The organism is Sulfitobacter sp. THAF37, assembly GCF_009363555.1.
Classification (GTDB): domain Bacteria; phylum Pseudomonadota; class Alphaproteobacteria; order Rhodobacterales; family Rhodobacteraceae; genus Sulfitobacter.
In genome coordinates this window covers 88,670-105,155 of record NZ_CP045373.1, presented here as the reverse complement: position 1 = coordinate 105,155, position 16,486 = coordinate 88,670, and the positions used below count along the sequence as shown (strand labels likewise).

The following is a 16,486-nucleotide window of genomic DNA, read 5'->3' as shown; positions in this document are numbered from 1 at the left end:
CCACTTGGGTTTTGAACGGGGTTTAAGGCAGCATCGAACGAGGAGTTTCGTGGTTGTGCCAAAAAGGAGGGTTTTTGGAACAAGGCAGAATTTAAATCTACTTGAAGAGAAACAGTGCATCGACCATCAGTGATCAGAGCACGTCAACGACATGGAAGTTTAAGGAATGATGAGCGCCGATGTCCGCAGGAATGCGAAGATCCCTGCAGCAATATTTACGGTAGTTGCCCTTTTTGTCGGGCTTGCACTTTTAGCGTTGCAGATGATCCTACGGATGGAGTTGATGGCCCCTGGGCTTCAGTATATTTGCGCTGAGGGCCAGTTAACATTTTGCTTTGCAAATGTTGATCAAGCCAGCGCGATTTCGCGCGCCCCTTTGGCATTCCTAGTTTACTTGGCTCTGATTCCCGCATTCCTCGCAGTGCTTGTGATGCGCCTACAAAAAACCATGCCACTTCATTTCAAGGCATGGGTCGTTGCGGCGATGTGGCTAGCTCTTGCATGTTACCTCGCCGTTCCAATCACCAGTATAAATTTCCCCTCATCGTTATCGGGTCCTGTCGCGCCAGATGGCTGGACGCTTTATCCACCTTTGTCGTCATCCTCCTCGTCTTATCAAATTGATGCGATCCTTAATTCGCTACAAATGAACAAGGTGGTAGTTGCGATACTCTTAGCCCTAAGCCTGTTCGGTTTTACAATTGCCGGATTTAATCGACTGCGCTCCACCTTTTCAAAGGTCGTGCGAATAGGTTTCGCCACTTTGATGATCTGGATGACCTGGATGCTCATCTCACGGCTAAGCTATTTTCTGGGATTCATAAGTATGGATCGGAATTTTGGGACCGTATTTTTTGACCCCGCCTTGCAGCCGGACAAAGACTTTCCGACACGTTTTTTAGAACTTTTGGACGGCCCAGAAATATGGTACATAGCGCCGGCACTCTGTTGTTTGGTTCTTTGGTTTTTAGCTAGACGAACATAGCCTTCCAAAAAGGACCGTTTGTTGAACGGTTCGCTGGACAGGACATTCGCGCACGTGCAGCGAAGGTCTGAAATGTCCCGCGTAGTGTAAGTTGATACGGTGCGCAGCGAATGGCCGCAATCGTCGCGCTTTATTGAGCCTAGTTGGGCAAATAGAACTCAGCGATTCCACGTTTCCCGTCCATTCGACCCAATTGGACGATAACATCGATCGACTTCTGAATGTACTTCCGCACCTCAGCGAAGGTGAGCGGCGTGCCCGCTTGTAAGACCATTATGGCTAACCGATCGATTGCCAGCTCAGCTGTTTCCGCATGGATGGTTGAGACTGACCCACCATGTCCGGTGTTGATCGCTTCGAGGTAAGTTAAGGCTTCGTCCCCGCGCAGTTCCCCAACGATGATACGGTCCGGGCGCATCCGCAAAGACGCCTGCAGAAGCGCGTGAGCGCTTCTCTGTGATCCAGTGCTGCGACTTGCCAGCAGGGCTACGGTGTTGGGTTGGCTAGGGAACAGTTCAAACGCATCTTCAATCGTGATCAGCCGTTCGCCATCATCGACATGAGTAAGAAGATGTCGGGCAAAGGTGGTCTTGCCAGTCGATGTGCCACCACTGATCAATATATTGAGCCTTTGATGTACCAAGGCCTCTAACGCGGCTTCGAGGTTTTCTTCAGCTTGGCTGGCAATGTCTTTCATCTTTTCAGCTCTCAGTTGGTCGAGCGAGACAGCTTTGCCAAAAAGATAGGATGGTTTGTACCCCTGCACGCCCGCTGTAGCGAACAGACGGATAGTGATCGAGGCACCCTGTTCAATGGCAGGTGGAACCGCGACCTGAACTCTCAGAGGTCGGCCTGCATATTCAACTTTGCCAGACACCAGCGGGTTTTTCTCTGATACGCGGGCATTGGCATCACCGACGATTGTCTGCGCCATATTGAATGCCGTGCTACGGTCAACTGTCTGACCTTCATGACGCATTGCCGCGTCACCTGCGGCTTCGACCCAGACTTTTCCATCAGGGTTGATTGCGATTTCGACGACATCGTCGCGCAGCAGCAAATCGCGAAACGGCTCAAGATATCGCTCTAAGTAGGACGCAGGCAGCGGGGGTTGGCTCAATAGATCACCACATCGCGGTCGACGAGAACTGTCACGGATGCACCTTGATCAATATAAATAGTGGGTGAGATCGAAACCTGCTCGGCGATCACAGACCCCACAGCGTCTTCCAGATCTCCGGAAACCCCCTCAAGCACTTCGCTGGCTGTTTCATTGTCAGTACTGTTTGCGGCAACTGCTGGTGCTGCGCCAATGAGGGAGATCAGCGCGGCCCCACCAAAACGTTCAGCAAACTTTGTGTCGACGATCCCAGTTAACCCAGAGCGCCCAAGCTGGTCGCCGCCAACAGAGGCAATTTCAATCGACGTCCCATCTGGGGTTAGAACGCGGGTCCATAGGATCAGGATACGTTTCTGGTTCAACTCAATTCCAGACCGATATTGGCCAAAAAGACGCGAGCCGCGCGGGATTAGGATTTGATCGCCAGAAAAGGCAGGCACCGGTTCAGACACAACCGCCACAACAGAGCCCGGCAAGTCGCTGTTGATAGCTGTTTGCAAGGCAGCTTGAATGACAGAGCCTTGGGAGAGCGTTCTCTCTGGAAAGGCCATCTGGGACGCTTCTTGAATTTCCAGTGGCCTTGCGCCTTGCCGGAGATACTGTTCGTTTTCGGTCAGGGTGGGTCCATCTGTTCCTGCCACAGCAGCATTTGGACTTGTTCCGTCAGCGGATGCGGTCCGTGGGCCATCTGCATAAACGACCGAAGGAGAAACGATCTGGGCGGTCAGCAATTCTTGCGCAACACGTTCGGCTTCACGCTGACGCTGCTCTTCCTCCTGCCGCTGGCGTTCTTCAAGCAACCGTTGATCTGCAATCAGACCATCGCGCGCCATTTCTGCCTCAAGACCTTCGCGCTGCGCACGTTCAGCGTCCAGCATGGCCTGCAGGCCGGCCAAACGTGCTTCGTTCTGCCGCTGCGCGTTTTCTATTTCGGTGTCTTTGGCGGCAATGGAGGCTTCAAGCGCATCGGTTTGGACTTGGAACGCCTCTCGCAGATCAGAGACGGCTTCCTGAATTTCGGCGTTGCGGGCAGATTGGCTCGCAGCAAGCGCTTCCCTCAGTTTCGCGATTTCCTCCAGCACCGCTGCACTGGGTTCTGCGGGTGCCGGCGCAGGGGCCGGCACATCGAGCGCCTCTTCAACTGCTATAAGTGCATCGTTGACCCGTTGTTCCGCTTCATCCGGCGGAAATTCCAACCGCCCACCATTTCCGGTGCGTTGATCCTGAAAGGTCTCAACGTCAGACGTTTCTAAGCCTTTGGCTCTTTCTTGCAGATTTGTTGCCAGAAAGTAGGCAGCACCACCGCCGCCAAGCGCAAGCGCGATCGCCAATGCCCCGACACCTATATTACCGCCACGGCGTTTGGTCTTGTTCTTCTGGCTGAACGTGCTCAGGCGGTCCTGAAGGTCGGGTGTGTTCTCATCAGCCATGATCAGTTGCTCACATAAATTGCGCTGTCATCGCGCAAGGCGCAGATGGCCTCGTCGCCAATCCGCAAGGTCCAGAATTGGTTCACGCCAAGCACGCGCACGATGTTGCCTTGTTGAGTCCAGTTCACGGTGCGCTCCCGGCCTTGATCGTCGGCCTTAAAGACTGCGGGTTGGCGTCCGTTTTCGGGGAAGGTGAAGTATGTGTACCGCCCGTCATCGTAGATATGGGTTGGACGGAAATCCCCTTCGCCCGCGACGCGGTAGCTGTAGTTGCGCGGGGCCTCAAAGCCTTTGGGTTGGGTACTAGCAGCTGCCGCGCGACGCTCATCCTCTGGATAGAGAAACCGCACCTCAAAAAACATGCCCGAGCGACCCGGAATGGCCCCTTCGCGCAGATGGAAGGAATAGGTCCTGCGGTTGGTGATCACTGTCATGTTGGTCGAGGCACCTTGCACATGCGGCTTGATGGTCAGCACGTTTCCGAGCTCGGGGATCGGATCGACTTGGAAACTCTCGGTGTCGCCAACAATGACCGCATCAAACCGTTCGCCTGGCCCGAAGTGGATAGTTGTTGAGTGGCGCAGATCAGTCTCGATGACGAAGACTTGGTTTTCGAAGTAAGTGGCGATGCGCACACGATCGTCGAGCGCGCCGCTGCGCGGCACGGACTCTGACAGGGCAGGGGACGCCGAAAGCAATGCGGCAGCGCAGATCAAACGGGCAGCGATATTCAAGGGATCAGTTCTCCAAAGTCTCGGCGTCGACGCGGTATGAGGTGACCACGAAGCCCAAGGGGTTGGCCCAGACATCCTGAAGGCGCTGGCGAGTTTCTGGTTCAAAGGCGTAGCCAGCAGTGGCCACATAGCTGCGCGTCACGGTGCGGGTATCGCGCGTGCGGCGCAGGGTGCGGGTAAAGCGGATCTGTGCGACGCCAGGTTCGATCTGGTTCACGGACTTGATCACAACTTCGATGACGGCATCGCGGCCATAAACAGCGATTGGGTAATCTTCGTTGGACGAGGTCCAAAGGTCGCGCAGGGTGCGTGCGGCATCTCCGTCGGATCGTTCAAGAACGGAATTGATCCGTTGTTCGCCGTCGGTCAGGTCATAGGTTTCTCGGTCATCCACATAAGCCACAAGGTTGGCCTGAATAATGGCATCGCTCTCGGACAGGGACAGTGCTTGGACTGCAGCCACTCGGTCCATTTGGCCGGTTTCCTTGTCCACGACGACAACGAATGTCTCGATCGACTTGAGTGGAAACACACTCGCTCCAGCGACAATTCCTGCCAGCCCGACCAGAACGCCAGCGGCGGCCACAAAATAGGCAAAGCGTTCGCGTCTTCGCGGGCCGTAAATAAAATCCACTGCAAAAGCGTCACTTTGATCTTGGCTTGTTTGGCTTTTCATTTTTGGTGTTGGTCTTTCATCATGAGGCGCGGAAGGATTTGACGGTGTTCAGGGCTGAGGCTGGTGTTCTGCGGATCGCTTCGCCGGTTTTGACAACGCCGCTGTTCACCGCTTGCTGGAGCTCTTGCGGTGATTTGCCTGTTGCGAGGCGCGTGGCACTGCCCGTGCCATAATCGCTCGTGTTGACGATGCCGCGACGTGCCAGCCCCGTCAGGCCGACAGCGTTGGAGGCGATGCCCATCACGCCGGTTAGGTTGGAGGCGATGTAAGGGACGGATGCCATAATCCCGGCGCTGAGGAGCAGAATGACCAAGAATGGCAAGATGAGACTGACGGTTTCGACATCGACGGGATCGGCGGACGCATCGCCAATGGCTTCTGCGATCGCAACGATAATGCCAGCAGCACCTGCAGCGGCGACGGGCATCAAGGCGTAGCCGATAGTTGCACGGCTCCAGGCCTCAAAGAGAGACTGGGTTGGCTTGAACAGCGATGTGATGATCATGAATGGGGCAATCACGATCATCAGCGCAAAGACGATTTTGGCGAATGCAATGATCCCAGCAGTAACGGCTGCGAAGAGTGCGGAAAGAACGAAGAAAATTGCGCCAAGCACAGCCCCAAAGACCCAGCCGGCTTGATCGCCGATCGTGTCGCCGTAGGCCGTGATCCGGGCCACCATGTTGTCGAGACTTTCGTATACGCCGGCCTCATCGCCAGATCCCGTGAGAGCGAGAATGGATGCGCCGACTGAGTCCGGTACTTGCGTTACAATGCCGTAGATAACGCTAAAATTATCCCAACTCTGGGCGAAAATGGCGACCAGCGAGATTTTGATCCCAAATGCAAATGCGCTGCCAAAGGTCATGGGCTTGAGTTGCATCACAACATTGATGCCCAGCAGTATCAACAACAGGACAGCACCTGCTGTGATGACATTGCCCACTGCTGCAGCCGACGAGATGAAGCCATCTTGTGCGACGCTGTCTACAGCTGCATCGACCTGGTCGAGGATATCGCTGATAATCCCCATCTATTCGGCACAACCCTCGGCGTGCTCAGCCTCGAGCGCATCGGCCATGGCATAGAGGTCGAGGACTTTGAACGGCAGGCGCGGATTGTCGGACGTTCGAAAGCGCGGCAGCTCTGCGAGAGCAATGTCCCATGTGAATTCTCCCAAGAGGCAATCACAGGTTTCGGTTTCCAACTGCCGTTCGGCAACGAGAATACGCAATATTGCGCGGTATCCGTTGCGTAGATAAGCCGTCTCCGCAAGATCTACCGGAGGACGCGGAATGCGGCAGGCCTCCCCAGCATCAGGGGTAATAGCCATCGAACTGAATGGCTTTGGCCCACCGGATGTTGAATCAGGTGTTTCAGCAAAAGCGGAGACAGGCAGCGCGATAAGCAGCGCTGCAACTGTAGACCGAATTGAACGCGGGAGGCGCATCATCACGGATCCACCGCCATTGATCTGAACCGGCGCTCATCGGCCAGTGTCGCCGCATCAACCACACCGAGCTGTCCTGCGCTAACACCTTGTGCCGCTTCCAAGCGCCAGATTTGCGTCAGGATAATCCCGAGTTCGATAGTGACCCGCGTGTTCAAATCAACGGCCGCTTTCAAGCCGTCTTGATCGTCGATCAAGCCAACCATTGTTTCAAGGCGTTCCAGACTTTGGCCTGCTTCTGCATGGCTTTCTTGCGCGGCTACCGACAACATAGCGCTGGCGCCTGCGGACGTCGCAATGCGGTTGTCAGCAGGTTGTGGCGATGACGAAAGAGTGCTGAGCGTCTCAGGCGTGAACCCACTGCCGGAGAGCACACGCTCTACTGATGCTTCCAGTTCCGCGCCTGGATTAAAGCCACTCAGGAAATCTCCGCTCGCCAGTGAGCGCGCTGTATTTAACGGGCCAACAAGTTTGCCCCGCAAGGCGCGGAATTCTTCAACCGATGCAAAGAGACCGCTCAGCCCGCTGCCTTCGATAAGAGATGCCAACTGGGCGTCCAAGTTAAGAAGCTGGGAAAGCTGGGTCTCGAGCTCCAACCGCATGGTGGCCAGCTGTTGCAGCTGAACATTCAGGTCTTCGGCCATGTGCTCAAGCTGCGCGACCAACTGGCCAAGCTGTGAGCCGTCAAACGTTGGCACGCCTTGTGCGCGCGCTGGCGTCGAAAGGCCAAGGGCGGTTATCGCCGCGACCGAAAGAAGAAGCTGTTTCAATTTGGCACTCCCATTTGCATGAATTCACGCTCGGATAGGCGGTCCGCGACCAGATGTTGGGCATGGGTCGCTTCGCGTTGTTGATTGGCTGCCATCAGCCTGACGCGCAGATTTAGGATGCGGGCGATTTCAGCTTTGGCGTAGGTGTTGAGTTCCCACGCGGCTTTCGCATTTGGTTGGGCGTCGATTTGCAGAATGATCGCGCGCAGGCGGTTGATGACCTGCATCGTCGTGGCGTGGCTGCTTGCCGCATAATAGACGCCTGCATCCGAGATGTTGGCGTATTCAGCGAGGGCGAAATCTGAGGATGACAATGTGCCAAGCGCCTCCGCACCACCGACAACGGCAAGGTATTCGTTGTAGAATTTGGAGATATTGCGCACATAGCCTTGGGTCTCGGTAAAAGGCGGCACGCCGCCATACTCGATCACGCGTCCGGGGCCTGCGTTATAGGCTGCGAGCGCATGGGGGATGTTGCCAAAGCGGTTCAGCTGGGTCGTGATGTAGCGCGCGCCACCACGCAGGTTGTCCATAGGATCGTAGCGATTGACGCCCATGTCCGATGCGGTGCCGGGCATGAGCTGTGTCAGTCCGTAAGCGCCAACATGGCTTTCGGCGGTGATATTGAAGCGGCTTTCCTGTTTGATCAGTGCCTGAAACAAGCAGCGCCATTGCGTGGCGGAAAGACCAGCCCGTGCGACGCCTGGTGCGCCAGCATATTCGCCTGCAACGCGCACAATCATCATTTCGACGGTTTCGCGGCCCTCGCCAAAGAGGCGGCTGTTCATCGGACTTGTATCGGTGTTGGGATAGACGGAAGCGACCCCAAAATCAGCGTTGCCTTCAAGGGCGCTGATATCAAAGCCCGGACCCGTCATAGCGGCAGAAATTGCCTCGAGCGTGCGCAGCTGATCTGCCTGCACCTCGGCGATGGAAGAACGCTCGGCTTCTTTGTCACCTTGGGTTCCCAAATCCTGAACCAATGCGGTCACACGCGCAATGGTTTGCCCGATTGCGGCGTTGTCTTGCGTTGGTACACCTTGGGCGAAGCCCGAGGTTGCATGCAGGCAAAGCCAAAGCCCAGCAGATATGATGACGGGGCGGATCATTCTGGGCGCGGCAGGGCTTCGAAAGTACAATCTTTGCCGCTCGCAGCTGAAACTGGTGCCGTGGCCGCGAAGGATAGCGTTGCGCGTGTCACCACCGGGTCACCGCTTCGGTTAAAGCATGGGGACGTTTTCTCGGTGTATTGCGCGCAGGCCGATAGCAACAGCGCAGCCGAAAGCACAAGAATGGTTTGGGAATATCTCATTGTGGTCTCCAAAAATCTGGGTTTGAACGCCAGTCGGCTGGCACGCGGGCCTCACCTGTGGCACCGCCGCCCAAGATTGGCAGCAAGTCGCCAAGGGCAGAGAGGTCAGCATCGACAAAGACGCTGTCACCCGCGGAGCGCACCAGCGCGATGCGTTGGCCAATGGTGGGTTGGACGAGCAAAGCAGCTTCCTTGGAGTTCACGCGCAGAAAATCGTAATCGGCCACCGTGGCGCGGTCGTTGGGAAACAGGATCTGCGTCGGGACGGTTTCAACAATGGTTTTGCCAACGCGGCTGTCGCGCAACTGGCTGGGGTACTGCGTCATCATGATCACGACGCAGTTCATCTTGCGCAGGGTCACGAGCCAGTTTTCCAACCGTGCGCCGAAATAAGGATCATCCAGTAGTTTCCACGCCTCGTCCAAGACGATGATGGTGGGTCGACGGTCTTCAACTACGCGTTCAATCTGGCGGAAAATGTATGAAAGCACAGCCATGCGCTCCGTTGTCATGTCGAGGATCTCAGTCATATCAAACCCGACGATGTCGCCAGAGAGATCGAGGCGCTGCCCACGGTCGGGTTCATCAAATACCCAGCCAAACCGACCGCCGGGGGCCCATTCTGCGACGCGGGACTGCAGCTCGCCATCATCATCCAAGGACTGGAACAAGGTTTCAAAGCTGGCAAAGCGCTGTAAGGCTGCGCCAGCATCTGCATTCTGTGTTACCGCACCCTGGATGTGGCGCGATTGTTCTCCGGATAAGGCACCGCTGCGCGTCAGCAAGGTGGCCAACCAATCGGATAACCAAGCGCGTCCGCGTTCATCGATTTCAGAGGCGAGCGGGTTGAGGCCTGTGGGCACGCCTGCGCGGATTTCATTGTAACGGCCACCCAAAGCTCGGACTGCCATTTCCAAGCCGCGATCTTTGTCAAAGAAGAACAGGCGTGCGCCGATCCGTTGCGCTTGCGCGGTGAGGAAGGCAGTCGTCAATGTTTTGCCAGTTCCCGTGCGCCCTAAAACCAGTGTGTGGCCCACAGTAGGTTCTTTGCTTGCAGAACCCGCTTCGTGGAAGTTGAAACGGTAGCCTGATGTACCCACTGTTGGCAGAACCGCAATGCTCTGACCCCACGGGCTCTCGTCATTGCTACGCCCTTCAACACTGCCGTGAAGGGCTGCAAAATCAGAAAAATTGGTCGATGAGATTGGTGTCTTTCGGGCGCGATAGCCAAAGTTGCCCGGGCTCTGTGCAAAATAGGTGGCTTTCAGCGCCATGTTTTCGCGCACGATCACAGCCATGATTTCTTGGCCGACCCGTTTGATCTGTGCGGCGGCGCGTTCAAGTGTGTCGCGGTCAGGCGCATAGACGGCGATGGAAAGGTGATGGTCGCCAAAGGCGATGCGTCCCGCCTCTTGATCGTCTGCAGCCAAGGCCAATTGGTCGCGCAATGACACGGCGGCATCATCTGACGCATGCATCTGTCTGATGATGCGCTGGATGCGCTCGGCCATGATGTTGTTCGGGATTGGACTGAATGAATTGGTCAGTACGATATCGAGAGGCAGATCTAACGCATCGAGAAGCGTCACGTCTGTCAGTGCGGGATAGGATTTGATGCTAAAGAGCGCGCCATATTTGACGGCACCTGTTGTGGCACATGTAATCGTCGCCACATCTCCATCGAACGTCGCGCGGCAATCACTGATGGTATGAGACAGGGGCAGGGGGCTTTGACCAAATGCGATGGGTGAAAAGCTGCCTGCGTTGAGCGTGTTCAGATACCCGAGCCATTCACCGCCCGTCTTTGTTAAGCGAACAGGGTTTGCCGAAGAGAGGGCCACCGCAAAGAAGCCCATAACCTCGTTGAGCTCTTGAACACGCGCTGCGCGGTCTTTGACCCAAGCTTTGCGGGCGAGTGCGCGCAAAAATGGGATGCGGGCTGCGAGATTGGGGCGGCGAATGACGCTGAGATACATCTGCCGCTTGGAAGGTCGCAGGCCTTTGATGTGAGCTGCCCAACGGGCATCGACTTGGGACGCGAAGGTATCACCCTCGACGGGCTTAAGGTCTAAGTTTTGTGGAACAGAGACGCGGTGGATGTAAAAACCGAACGTATTCCCGGTTTGGGCCACGATTGCGGCAACCGCGCGCTTGAGCGCATCAAGGCGATCGTCCTCGGTAGTCATCGGGTTCAGACCATCAAGGCGTAGGGTTGCCAGAAGATCGCCTTCGCGCAGCACCATCACATCGTCCGTTGCCAAAGCAAAATAGGGCAGGTGCTCCGCAAGGTAGCTTTCACGGGCAAATCCTGTTCCCCCAGCTTCACGCACCGCAGGGCCGATGCCGCTCAAAGTTCCACCATCAAGCGCCAAAGCTGTCACCCCCATGATGTGCGCGGTTTTTGGTCGGGCGCACGGTGCCAAAGGAGATGCGCAGCACTTCAAAGAAATGAGGCTCTTTGTCCGCAACGAACCAAAGGACTGGATAGGCAATGATCCCGATCAGGAAAAAGATCAGAGATTTCGTCCAGATAAATGGCAGAACGACCCCCATGGCCAAGACCACCAGATATCCGACAGGGAGACCCAGATACTTGGGTGGGCGTGCGAGGCCGAGGAAAAGTGGGGAACGTTCTGCCATCTGCTCTGCCTGCTCTTAGGTGAAGCCGTCGACGATGGTGCCCGCCGAGAAAATCAACACGATCCCGATGATCACGGAGGCGAACCATCCCCAGTTCAGCCGCCCCATCATGCACATGAAGCCTGTGCCAATGACCGCTAGAGTAGCCACGGCAATGCCAATTGGTCCTGTGAGTGCGGCTTCGACCGTCTCCAACATTGTTTGAATGGGCGACAAGTCTTGCGCGAAGGCAGGGGAGGCAAGGAGCGCTAAGGTTGCGACCATGAGTGGCAAGTATCGTGAGTGGTGTCTTGGCATGAAAATGTCCTTGATCAGTTCAGTTCAATAATGACGGGAGCGCGTGTGGGTGCTGTATTGGCGACGCGGATTGGTGCTGGCTGCGACGTTCCACCGGACAGCCGTTCACGAATGTCGTGGATGCGTGCAATGTAGGCGCGTGTTTCAGAAAACGGCGGTACGCCTGAGTATTGCTCAACGCGATGGGGCCCAGCGTTATAGGCGGCTAAGGCAAGTTCGACGCTTCGGAATTCTGCCAGTTGGGTTAGCAGGTAGCGTGCTGCGCCGTCGAGGTTCTGAGAGATATCGCGGGGATCCACACCAAGCTCGCGTGCCGTAGCAGGCATCAATTGCCCTAAGCCATAGGCACCCTTGGGGCTGATGGCAGTCGGATTGTAACTGCTCTCCGCTTCAATCATCGCTTGAAACAGAACGTGCCAGTCTCGCGTCGAAAGGCCTGCTTGCGCGATGGCCCTGTTGTTTTGGTGCCGGCTGGCCGTCTGACGAATGAGTGAGAGAACTTGGGCAGAGGCTCCCGCCGCAGGCGCAATTGGTGCAACGGCAACAGGTTGCGCTTCCACAGCATCGTCGGACGTGGCCCAGCTCGGGCGTGTTCTGTGAAACGTCCACCCAGACGCCGTAGCCGTTCCGTCAGCGCGAAAGGCTAGAACGTCAGCCGTTGCCCTCGAGGGTAATGTTGTAGTCAGCACCAAAGCGCAAATCGCGCCCGTCGCCAAACTCGAGATGGTGTTTGAAAAGCCCCGGCCAGATATTGAAGTATCGCGCTTCTGGCCCGAGAGGCGTGATCCGCGTGGACACAAGAATGGCTTCGGGTTCGCCCTCACGCAGGTAGATGCACTGGTAGCGCGGCTTGCCATCGTCCGTGAACCCCACGAGTTCATACCGGCAGCGGAACGCAACTTCCCTCTTTTGAAGGTCTTTGACCCCATCGAGTGTGATCAAGATTTGATTGCGCGCTATCGGCATTTGGACTCTCCCCCTGAGAGCCCTTCTAGTCCGACCTAGTACAAGCGGAAAGACACATTGAGTCAATATGATATATTGCAGAATTTAACAAAATGCTAAACCATAGGACGAAACCAAACAAAGGAGTCTCCGATGAAACGGCTTATTTTGTCAGCAATCTTTGGTGTTTTGATGACATTTGGCGCACCTAAAAAGGCGCAGGCCTACGATATAGATTGCGCGATTATGCTCTGTATGGCGGGTGGATTTCCTCCGAGCGCGGTCTGCGCGCGGGCCTATCGCACAATGATCCGCCGCATCACGCCGTGGCCGAGTAGGCCTCCGTTCGGGATTTGCACCTTCGCCGCAGTACCGATTGAATTGGGTGGCCCCGGCGGTGAGGGCGAGGTTGATACGGACCTTCCAGAATACGAATGGCTCAACCGCACACATGTGATCTGGTTCACAGGCCGCTCTTACACGCCGCGTGACGATCCAAGGCAGTGGGACTGGAGTATTCGGTCTTGTGACCGTGAAAACCGAACCTGCCGATATATCGCACGTGTCTACGGCTCGCACACGCGTTGGCCGAGCTCATTTGTCTCCGAAAGCGGGCAAACTATTTTGTTGCCCGTTGGGCGTGGTTTTGGAAACTTCTACTCGCGCGATATCATGGTCGAATATGGCGACTACGGAGGCAATATGGGTCATTCAGACTGGTTTTCCTACTGAGCAGGTATCTGCCTTTGTCAAAGCAGTATGCAAGGTTTCACGACAATGGCCGATTGTTTGACCTTCTTCGGATCGACAAGCCAGCGGCGAACAGTTGATCCGTCGTTCCATCTATAGTCGATCAATACGAGGGTAAGATCGTCTTGCCGCTTCTCAAATCCCTCTTGAAACGGCACAGCAAGCAGCTGTGAGCCTCCAGACACCTTTTGATCATCTGAGGTTTCATGATCGGCGGTTCCTGACTTTTTACCGCGGGTTATCAGAACTGGCTCGATTAACTCGATGGGGTCAACTTCGAGAGCAAAAGCAAGCTTTTGCACGGTCGCCATTGAGGTATAATATTGTGAACGTTCCAGTCGGCCAACATAGCCTCGTTCAAGTCCTGCCTTAAGTGACAGGGCTTCTTGGCTAAGGGATTGAAGCCGCCTTAGTTTTCTTAAATTTGCACCAACGCGATCTCGTAAATCCATGCGAGATCAATGGCTTGATTTTGGCTGATAGTGCGACGGAGTATACTACAGATTCTGTTGTTTTGACGTTTGGTGCGGCGCATCATGAGAAACCGGCACACACCCTAGTGAGCAACTTGCTTGCAATATATGCAAGCATGACCTATATAGACCCATGAATAGCAAACACCGCAAGACTCTGGCCGTTGTCTTTGCCGACCCAGTGTCGGGAACAGTCGAATGGTCCGCTGTTGAGAGATTACTTGTCGCAGCTGGTGCGCAGGTCATCGAAGGACGCGGTTCACGAGTGCGGTTCGAAAAGGACGGCGAGGTCGAGACGTTTCATCGTCCGCATCCCGCCAAGGAAGCCAAACGCTATCAGGTGCGCGCCGCCCGCGCATTCTTGGAACGGATCGGAGTAACGCCATGACCAATACCATGACCTACAAAGGCTACTCAGCCCGCATCGAGTATGATGATGAAGATGGCATTTTCACTGGCCGCCTTGCCGGTATCAGCGATGGTGTCGGATTTCATGCTGACACGGTTGAAGCGTTGCGGGATGCCTTTCATGAAGCGGTTGAAGACTACGTTGAGACTTGCGCAAAGGTCGGCAAGGAGCCGCAAAAAGCATTCTCGGGTCAAGTCATGTTTCGCGTCGATCCCGAGGTACACCGCAAGGCGGCACTCGCGGCGGAGCTGTCTGGCAAAAGCCTGAACCAATGGGCCGAAGAAGTTCTTGGTCGCGCGGCGGAGTAAACGAAGACACTGAACATCGAAGCGTCGGGATTGTGGGTAACGCGCTGCCCGCCCAACAGGGCGGGGCATTGGCAACCAAACTTACTGCTGGGTATGCTTAGATTTAAGTATCCAGCGGTAGTCTCACGGTGTCGCCCTCAATCACGGGGAAGGAAATTTTGGTGAAACCGCAGTCGGTCAGAAAAGACACGATTCCCGTCACGGTTTTGAACTCACGAATGGAAATTTCACCTGCCATCCTAGAGCGCGCCGTGACCAACATTTGCGTAGTCCCATCGGCATGTTCTGCGTGCATCGTCCAAACTCCAAACCATGATGATGCTTTGCGCGTTGGCGATACGTTGCATGTAATGATGAGTTTCGAACCCGTCTCAAGGCGCTGTTTCAATGCGACCTCTGTTAATACATTGGGTGTTTCTGGTGGGTTCAACGGCAAGATTCAATCCACTCTCAATCGGTCAATAATGCTTTATTGTACCAACACCGGTCCCTAAGACAAGCTACGAAGGGGGCTATCTGCCCCCGCGCCAGTGGCGCTCCCCCGAGGATTATTTCGGGGAAGATAAAGGTAGGTGTCCTATCCTTCTGCGTCGTCCGAAGTAAATTCGATTTCGATTGTGCTGAACGGCTCTATACGGGTCAGACCATCGTTTCCGATTGACGCTTGGATAACATCAAGGGCTTTGCTTGCTTCGGTGTGAAAGTCTCTGCCATCACCCGATTGGGAAAGAACGTCGCGTAGATCAAGCGTGATGGTGAACACCATTTCGCCCATGTCGATCACAACAACTTCGTGATCCATGCTGCGTATCGACGGTTCCGACTTGGCGAGTATCGAGCATAGTTCAACCATAGCTTCGGGGTGCAACGTCAAGCCGGTCTGTTTTTGGGTTTCAAAAAACAGGGCTGCGATAAAGTTGTGAGAAACAAAGCGAGTGTCTTTCACGTCCCAATCGTTCATAAAATCGGCTGTGTAGCCCTCGTCAGCACCGACCAATGCCGCATATCGGTCGCGGCACGCTTCACGCATAGCGCCTTTGGTTGGGTAGGATGTTGCGAGGGCCGCAAAAAGTGTCTCCGCTAATGTATGCGGATCAACGGTGTCATCGTCATGGCCGGACGCAAAACCGACAGGGATTTTGGCCTTGTTTGGTCCTTCGATGTATGGGGCACCTTCGCCAAATGAATCGCAATATCGTAGTGGTTCACCAGCGAAACGTTCTACAAGTTCCGAACCTCGACCAGCGCGAACAGCTCTGATCCAAATATGGCGTGTAACTTTGGACACTGACTTTGTTCGGAATCCAATCAAATAGTAGTTTTCGTCTGGGTCAAAATCCACTTGCCAAAAGTTACCTTCAACAGCTTTTGCAAGTTCATTCGCGAACAATGCTTCGTCCTGGATGGTGAAAAATTCTGTTGGCTTCTTTACTGGCTCAAGGCCCCAATACTCATACCAATGATAGTCGGGGTCATGATGCTCTGGCAGCGTATCCGCGCCGTAGACGTGGATGGAAGCAAGACGACCGATAATTGCACCAATGACTTGATCTTGCCAACCAAGGGAGGGCGGCAAGCCTTGCTCGGCAAGACCTTCAACTGTGAAGGTGCGCAGGTAGATTTCGTCGATCCCCTCGTCTTCATCTTCCGCTTGGCGCTCGTCGCAAAACTCGACAACCATATCATTTGTGAACCGTATATAATCATAAAGTTCTTCCAAAACCGGACCCGGCACTAGCAGTTTGCCGCTGTCCCATTTCTTGATCGTATCGAGCCGAGTGGAAAAAATGTTGGATGCATCCTTTTGGGAAAACCCAAGGTATTTGCGCATGTAAGCGAACCGATTATCCATAGCGATAATCCTCCATTTGTTGTTGAAACTGGACTTGAAACCAAAAGCCAGTGGACCAATCCTCCGGCTGTGTTGAATCGTAGTTATCTTCTGCGAACCGAGCAAGCGGTTAAAGGGCCATCTGCATTCGGCCTTTAGGGCAAACAGGCTGGCCTAGCCTCGCGCGGTAGTCAGCAAGGGCGTAATTAACTCACCCAAAACTGAAACCGGACCTTCGTGCACAATGCAGCGAAACAGGAACAAGAGCCCAGAGCGCACGGTTTTCTTCAGTAGAGCTAAAGTCTGCAGTCTGGGGAAGGCGGAATTGCCTCAAAAACGGCAGCCCAAATCTGGCA

19 protein-coding genes are annotated in these 16,486 nt (G+C 55.0%); 4 read left to right on the top strand and 15 right to left on the bottom strand.

What is annotated here, in order from left to right; all coding sequences use genetic code 11:
* Positions 1 to 166: 166 nt before the first annotated feature.
* Positions 167 to 985 (top strand): hypothetical protein, encoded by an 819-nt coding sequence (locus tag FIU94_RS17300; RefSeq protein WP_007121049.1) that lies wholly within the window; start codon positions 167 to 169, stop codon positions 983 to 985.
* Positions 986 to 1,124: 139 nt separating this feature from the next.
* Here FIU94_RS17300 and virB11 read toward each other — a convergent pair whose 3' ends face one another.
* From virB11 to FIU94_RS17230, 13 genes are all read right to left on the bottom strand, one after another.
* A complete protein-coding gene (gene virB11 / locus FIU94_RS17295; RefSeq protein WP_040701958.1) occupies positions 1,125 to 2,090 on the bottom strand; it encodes a P-type DNA transfer ATPase VirB11 in 966 nt (321 codons plus the stop codon).
* Positions 2,091 to 2,101: 11 nt separating this feature from the next.
* Positions 2,102 to 3,535, bottom strand: a complete 1,434-nt coding sequence (locus FIU94_RS17290) for a TrbI/VirB10 family protein (RefSeq protein ID WP_007121047.1) — start codon at positions 3,533 to 3,535, stop codon at positions 2,102 to 2,104.
* A 2-nt stretch (positions 3,536 to 3,537) separates the two neighbouring features.
* On the bottom strand, positions 3,538 to 4,269 hold the full coding sequence (locus FIU94_RS17285) for a TrbG/VirB9 family P-type conjugative transfer protein (RefSeq protein ID WP_007121046.1): 732 nt from the start codon (positions 4,267 to 4,269) through the stop codon (positions 3,538 to 3,540).
* A 4-nt stretch (positions 4,270 to 4,273) separates the two neighbouring features.
* Positions 4,274 to 4,945, bottom strand: coding sequence for a virB8 family protein (locus FIU94_RS17280; RefSeq protein WP_007121045.1), 672 nt, complete (start codon positions 4,943 to 4,945; stop codon positions 4,274 to 4,276).
* A 19-nt stretch (positions 4,946 to 4,964) separates the two neighbouring features.
* Entirely contained in the window at positions 4,965 to 5,978 is a 1,014-nt protein-coding gene (locus tag FIU94_RS17275; protein ID WP_007121044.1) for a type IV secretion system protein, read from the bottom strand.
* Positions 5,979 to 6,398 carry a hypothetical protein gene (locus tag FIU94_RS17270; protein ID WP_254702678.1) on the bottom strand — a complete coding sequence of 140 codons (420 nt, stop codon included), beginning with the start codon at positions 6,396 to 6,398 and terminating at the stop codon, positions 5,979 to 5,981.
* Positions 6,398 to 7,165, bottom strand: a complete 768-nt coding sequence (locus tag FIU94_RS17265) for a type IV secretion system protein (RefSeq protein ID WP_007121042.1) — start codon at positions 7,163 to 7,165, stop codon at positions 6,398 to 6,400. The genes FIU94_RS17270 and FIU94_RS17265 overlap by 1 nt, the downstream gene beginning before the upstream one ends.
* Positions 7,162 to 8,274 (bottom strand): transglycosylase SLT domain-containing protein, encoded by a 1,113-nt coding sequence (locus FIU94_RS17260; protein WP_007121041.1) that lies wholly within the window; start codon positions 8,272 to 8,274, stop codon positions 7,162 to 7,164. The genes FIU94_RS17265 and FIU94_RS17260 overlap by 4 nt, the downstream gene beginning before the upstream one ends.
* Positions 8,275 to 8,473: 199 nt before the next feature.
* Positions 8,474 to 10,864: a type IV secretion system protein B4 gene (locus tag FIU94_RS17250; protein WP_007121040.1), complete on the bottom strand. Its 2,391-nt coding sequence runs from the start codon at positions 10,862 to 10,864 to the stop codon at positions 8,474 to 8,476.
* Positions 10,839 to 11,117, bottom strand: a complete 279-nt coding sequence (locus tag FIU94_RS17245; protein ID WP_007121039.1) for a type IV secretion system protein VirB3 — start codon at positions 11,115 to 11,117, stop codon at positions 10,839 to 10,841. The genes FIU94_RS17250 and FIU94_RS17245 overlap by 26 nt, the downstream gene beginning before the upstream one ends.
* A 15-nt stretch (positions 11,118 to 11,132) precedes the next feature.
* The gene (locus FIU94_RS17240; protein ID WP_007121038.1) at positions 11,133 to 11,381 is read right to left on the bottom strand and encodes a TrbC/VirB2 family protein; all 249 of its coding nucleotides are present in this window, start codon (positions 11,379 to 11,381) and stop codon (positions 11,133 to 11,135) included.
* A gap of 47 nt (positions 11,382 to 11,428) precedes the next feature.
* Positions 11,429 to 11,812: a lytic transglycosylase domain-containing protein gene (locus tag FIU94_RS17235; protein WP_007121037.1), complete on the bottom strand. Its 384-nt coding sequence runs from the start codon at positions 11,810 to 11,812 to the stop codon at positions 11,429 to 11,431.
* A 253-nt stretch (positions 11,813 to 12,065) separates the two neighbouring features.
* The gene (locus FIU94_RS17230; protein ID WP_007121036.1) at positions 12,066 to 12,380 is read right to left on the bottom strand and encodes a hypothetical protein; all 315 of its coding nucleotides are present in this window, start codon (positions 12,378 to 12,380) and stop codon (positions 12,066 to 12,068) included.
* A gap of 132 nt (positions 12,381 to 12,512) precedes the next feature.
* On the opposite strand from FIU94_RS17230, the gene FIU94_RS17225 reads away from it, so the two are divergent.
* On the top strand, positions 12,513 to 13,091 hold the full coding sequence (locus tag FIU94_RS17225) for a hypothetical protein (protein WP_007121035.1): 579 nt from the start codon (positions 12,513 to 12,515) through the stop codon (positions 13,089 to 13,091).
* 17 nt (positions 13,092 to 13,108) lie between these two features.
* On the opposite strand, the gene FIU94_RS17220 is transcribed toward FIU94_RS17225, so the two are convergent.
* A complete protein-coding gene (locus FIU94_RS17220; protein WP_083790418.1) occupies positions 13,109 to 13,561 on the bottom strand; it encodes a helix-turn-helix domain-containing protein in 453 nt (150 codons plus the stop codon).
* A 154-nt stretch (positions 13,562 to 13,715) separates the two neighbouring features.
* Between FIU94_RS17220 and FIU94_RS17215 the strand changes: the two genes are divergently transcribed.
* Together FIU94_RS17215 and FIU94_RS17210 are read left to right on the top strand one after the other, a co-directional pair.
* Entirely contained in the window at positions 13,716 to 13,970 is a 255-nt protein-coding gene (locus FIU94_RS17215) for a type II toxin-antitoxin system HicA family toxin (RefSeq protein WP_007121033.1), read from the top strand.
* Positions 13,967 to 14,299, top strand: a complete 333-nt coding sequence (locus FIU94_RS17210) for a type II toxin-antitoxin system HicB family antitoxin (RefSeq protein ID WP_007121032.1) — start codon at positions 13,967 to 13,969, stop codon at positions 14,297 to 14,299. The genes FIU94_RS17215 and FIU94_RS17210 overlap by 4 nt, the downstream gene beginning before the upstream one ends.
* A 577-nt stretch (positions 14,300 to 14,876) precedes the next feature.
* On the opposite strand, the gene FIU94_RS17200 is transcribed toward FIU94_RS17210, so the two are convergent.
* The gene (locus FIU94_RS17200) at positions 14,877 to 16,151 is read right to left on the bottom strand and encodes a hypothetical protein (protein ID WP_007121030.1); all 1,275 of its coding nucleotides are present in this window, start codon (positions 16,149 to 16,151) and stop codon (positions 14,877 to 14,879) included.
* Between the last annotated feature and the right edge of the window lie 335 nt (positions 16,152 to 16,486).

Coding starts and splice junctions, on each gene's coding strand:
- FIU94_RS17250 (WP_007121040.1), bottom strand. CDS start 10,864: ATGGGGGTGACAGCTTTGGCGCTTGATGGTGGAACTTTGAGCGGCATC.
- FIU94_RS17260 (WP_007121041.1), bottom strand. CDS start 8,274: ATGATCCGCCCCGTCATCATATCTGCTGGGCTTTGGCTTTGCCTGCAT.
- FIU94_RS17240 (WP_007121038.1), bottom strand. CDS start 11,381: ATGGTCGCAACCTTAGCGCTCCTTGCCTCCCCTGCCTTCGCGCAAGAC.
- FIU94_RS17215 (WP_007121033.1), top strand. CDS start 13,716: ATGAATAGCAAACACCGCAAGACTCTGGCCGTTGTCTTTGCCGACCCA.
- FIU94_RS17230 (WP_007121036.1), bottom strand. CDS start 12,380: ATGCCGATAGCGCGCAATCAAATCTTGATCACACTCGATGGGGTCAAA.
- FIU94_RS17245 (WP_007121039.1), bottom strand. CDS start 11,117: ATGGCAGAACGTTCCCCACTTTTCCTCGGCCTCGCACGCCCACCCAAG.
- FIU94_RS17220 (WP_083790418.1), bottom strand. CDS start 13,561: ATGGATTTACGAGATCGCGTTGGTGCAAATTTAAGAAAACTAAGGCGG.
- FIU94_RS17235 (WP_007121037.1), bottom strand. CDS start 11,812: ATGATTGAAGCGGAGAGCAGTTACAATCCGACTGCCATCAGCCCCAAG.
- FIU94_RS17270 (WP_254702678.1), bottom strand. CDS start 6,398: ATGATGCGCCTCCCGCGTTCAATTCGGTCTACAGTTGCAGCGCTGCTT.
- FIU94_RS17200 (WP_007121030.1), bottom strand. CDS start 16,151: ATGGATAATCGGTTCGCTTACATGCGCAAATACCTTGGGTTTTCCCAA.
- FIU94_RS17275 (WP_007121044.1), bottom strand. CDS start 5,978: ATGGGGATTATCAGCGATATCCTCGACCAGGTCGATGCAGCTGTAGAC.
- FIU94_RS17210 (WP_007121032.1), top strand. CDS start 13,967: ATGACCAATACCATGACCTACAAAGGCTACTCAGCCCGCATCGAGTAT.
- FIU94_RS17225 (WP_007121035.1), top strand. CDS start 12,513: ATGAAACGGCTTATTTTGTCAGCAATCTTTGGTGTTTTGATGACATTT.
- FIU94_RS17290 (WP_007121047.1), bottom strand. CDS start 3,535: ATGGCTGATGAGAACACACCCGACCTTCAGGACCGCCTGAGCACGTTC.
- FIU94_RS17300 (WP_007121049.1), top strand. CDS start 167: ATGATGAGCGCCGATGTCCGCAGGAATGCGAAGATCCCTGCAGCAATA.
- FIU94_RS17280 (WP_007121045.1), bottom strand. CDS start 4,945: ATGAAAAGCCAAACAAGCCAAGATCAAAGTGACGCTTTTGCAGTGGAT.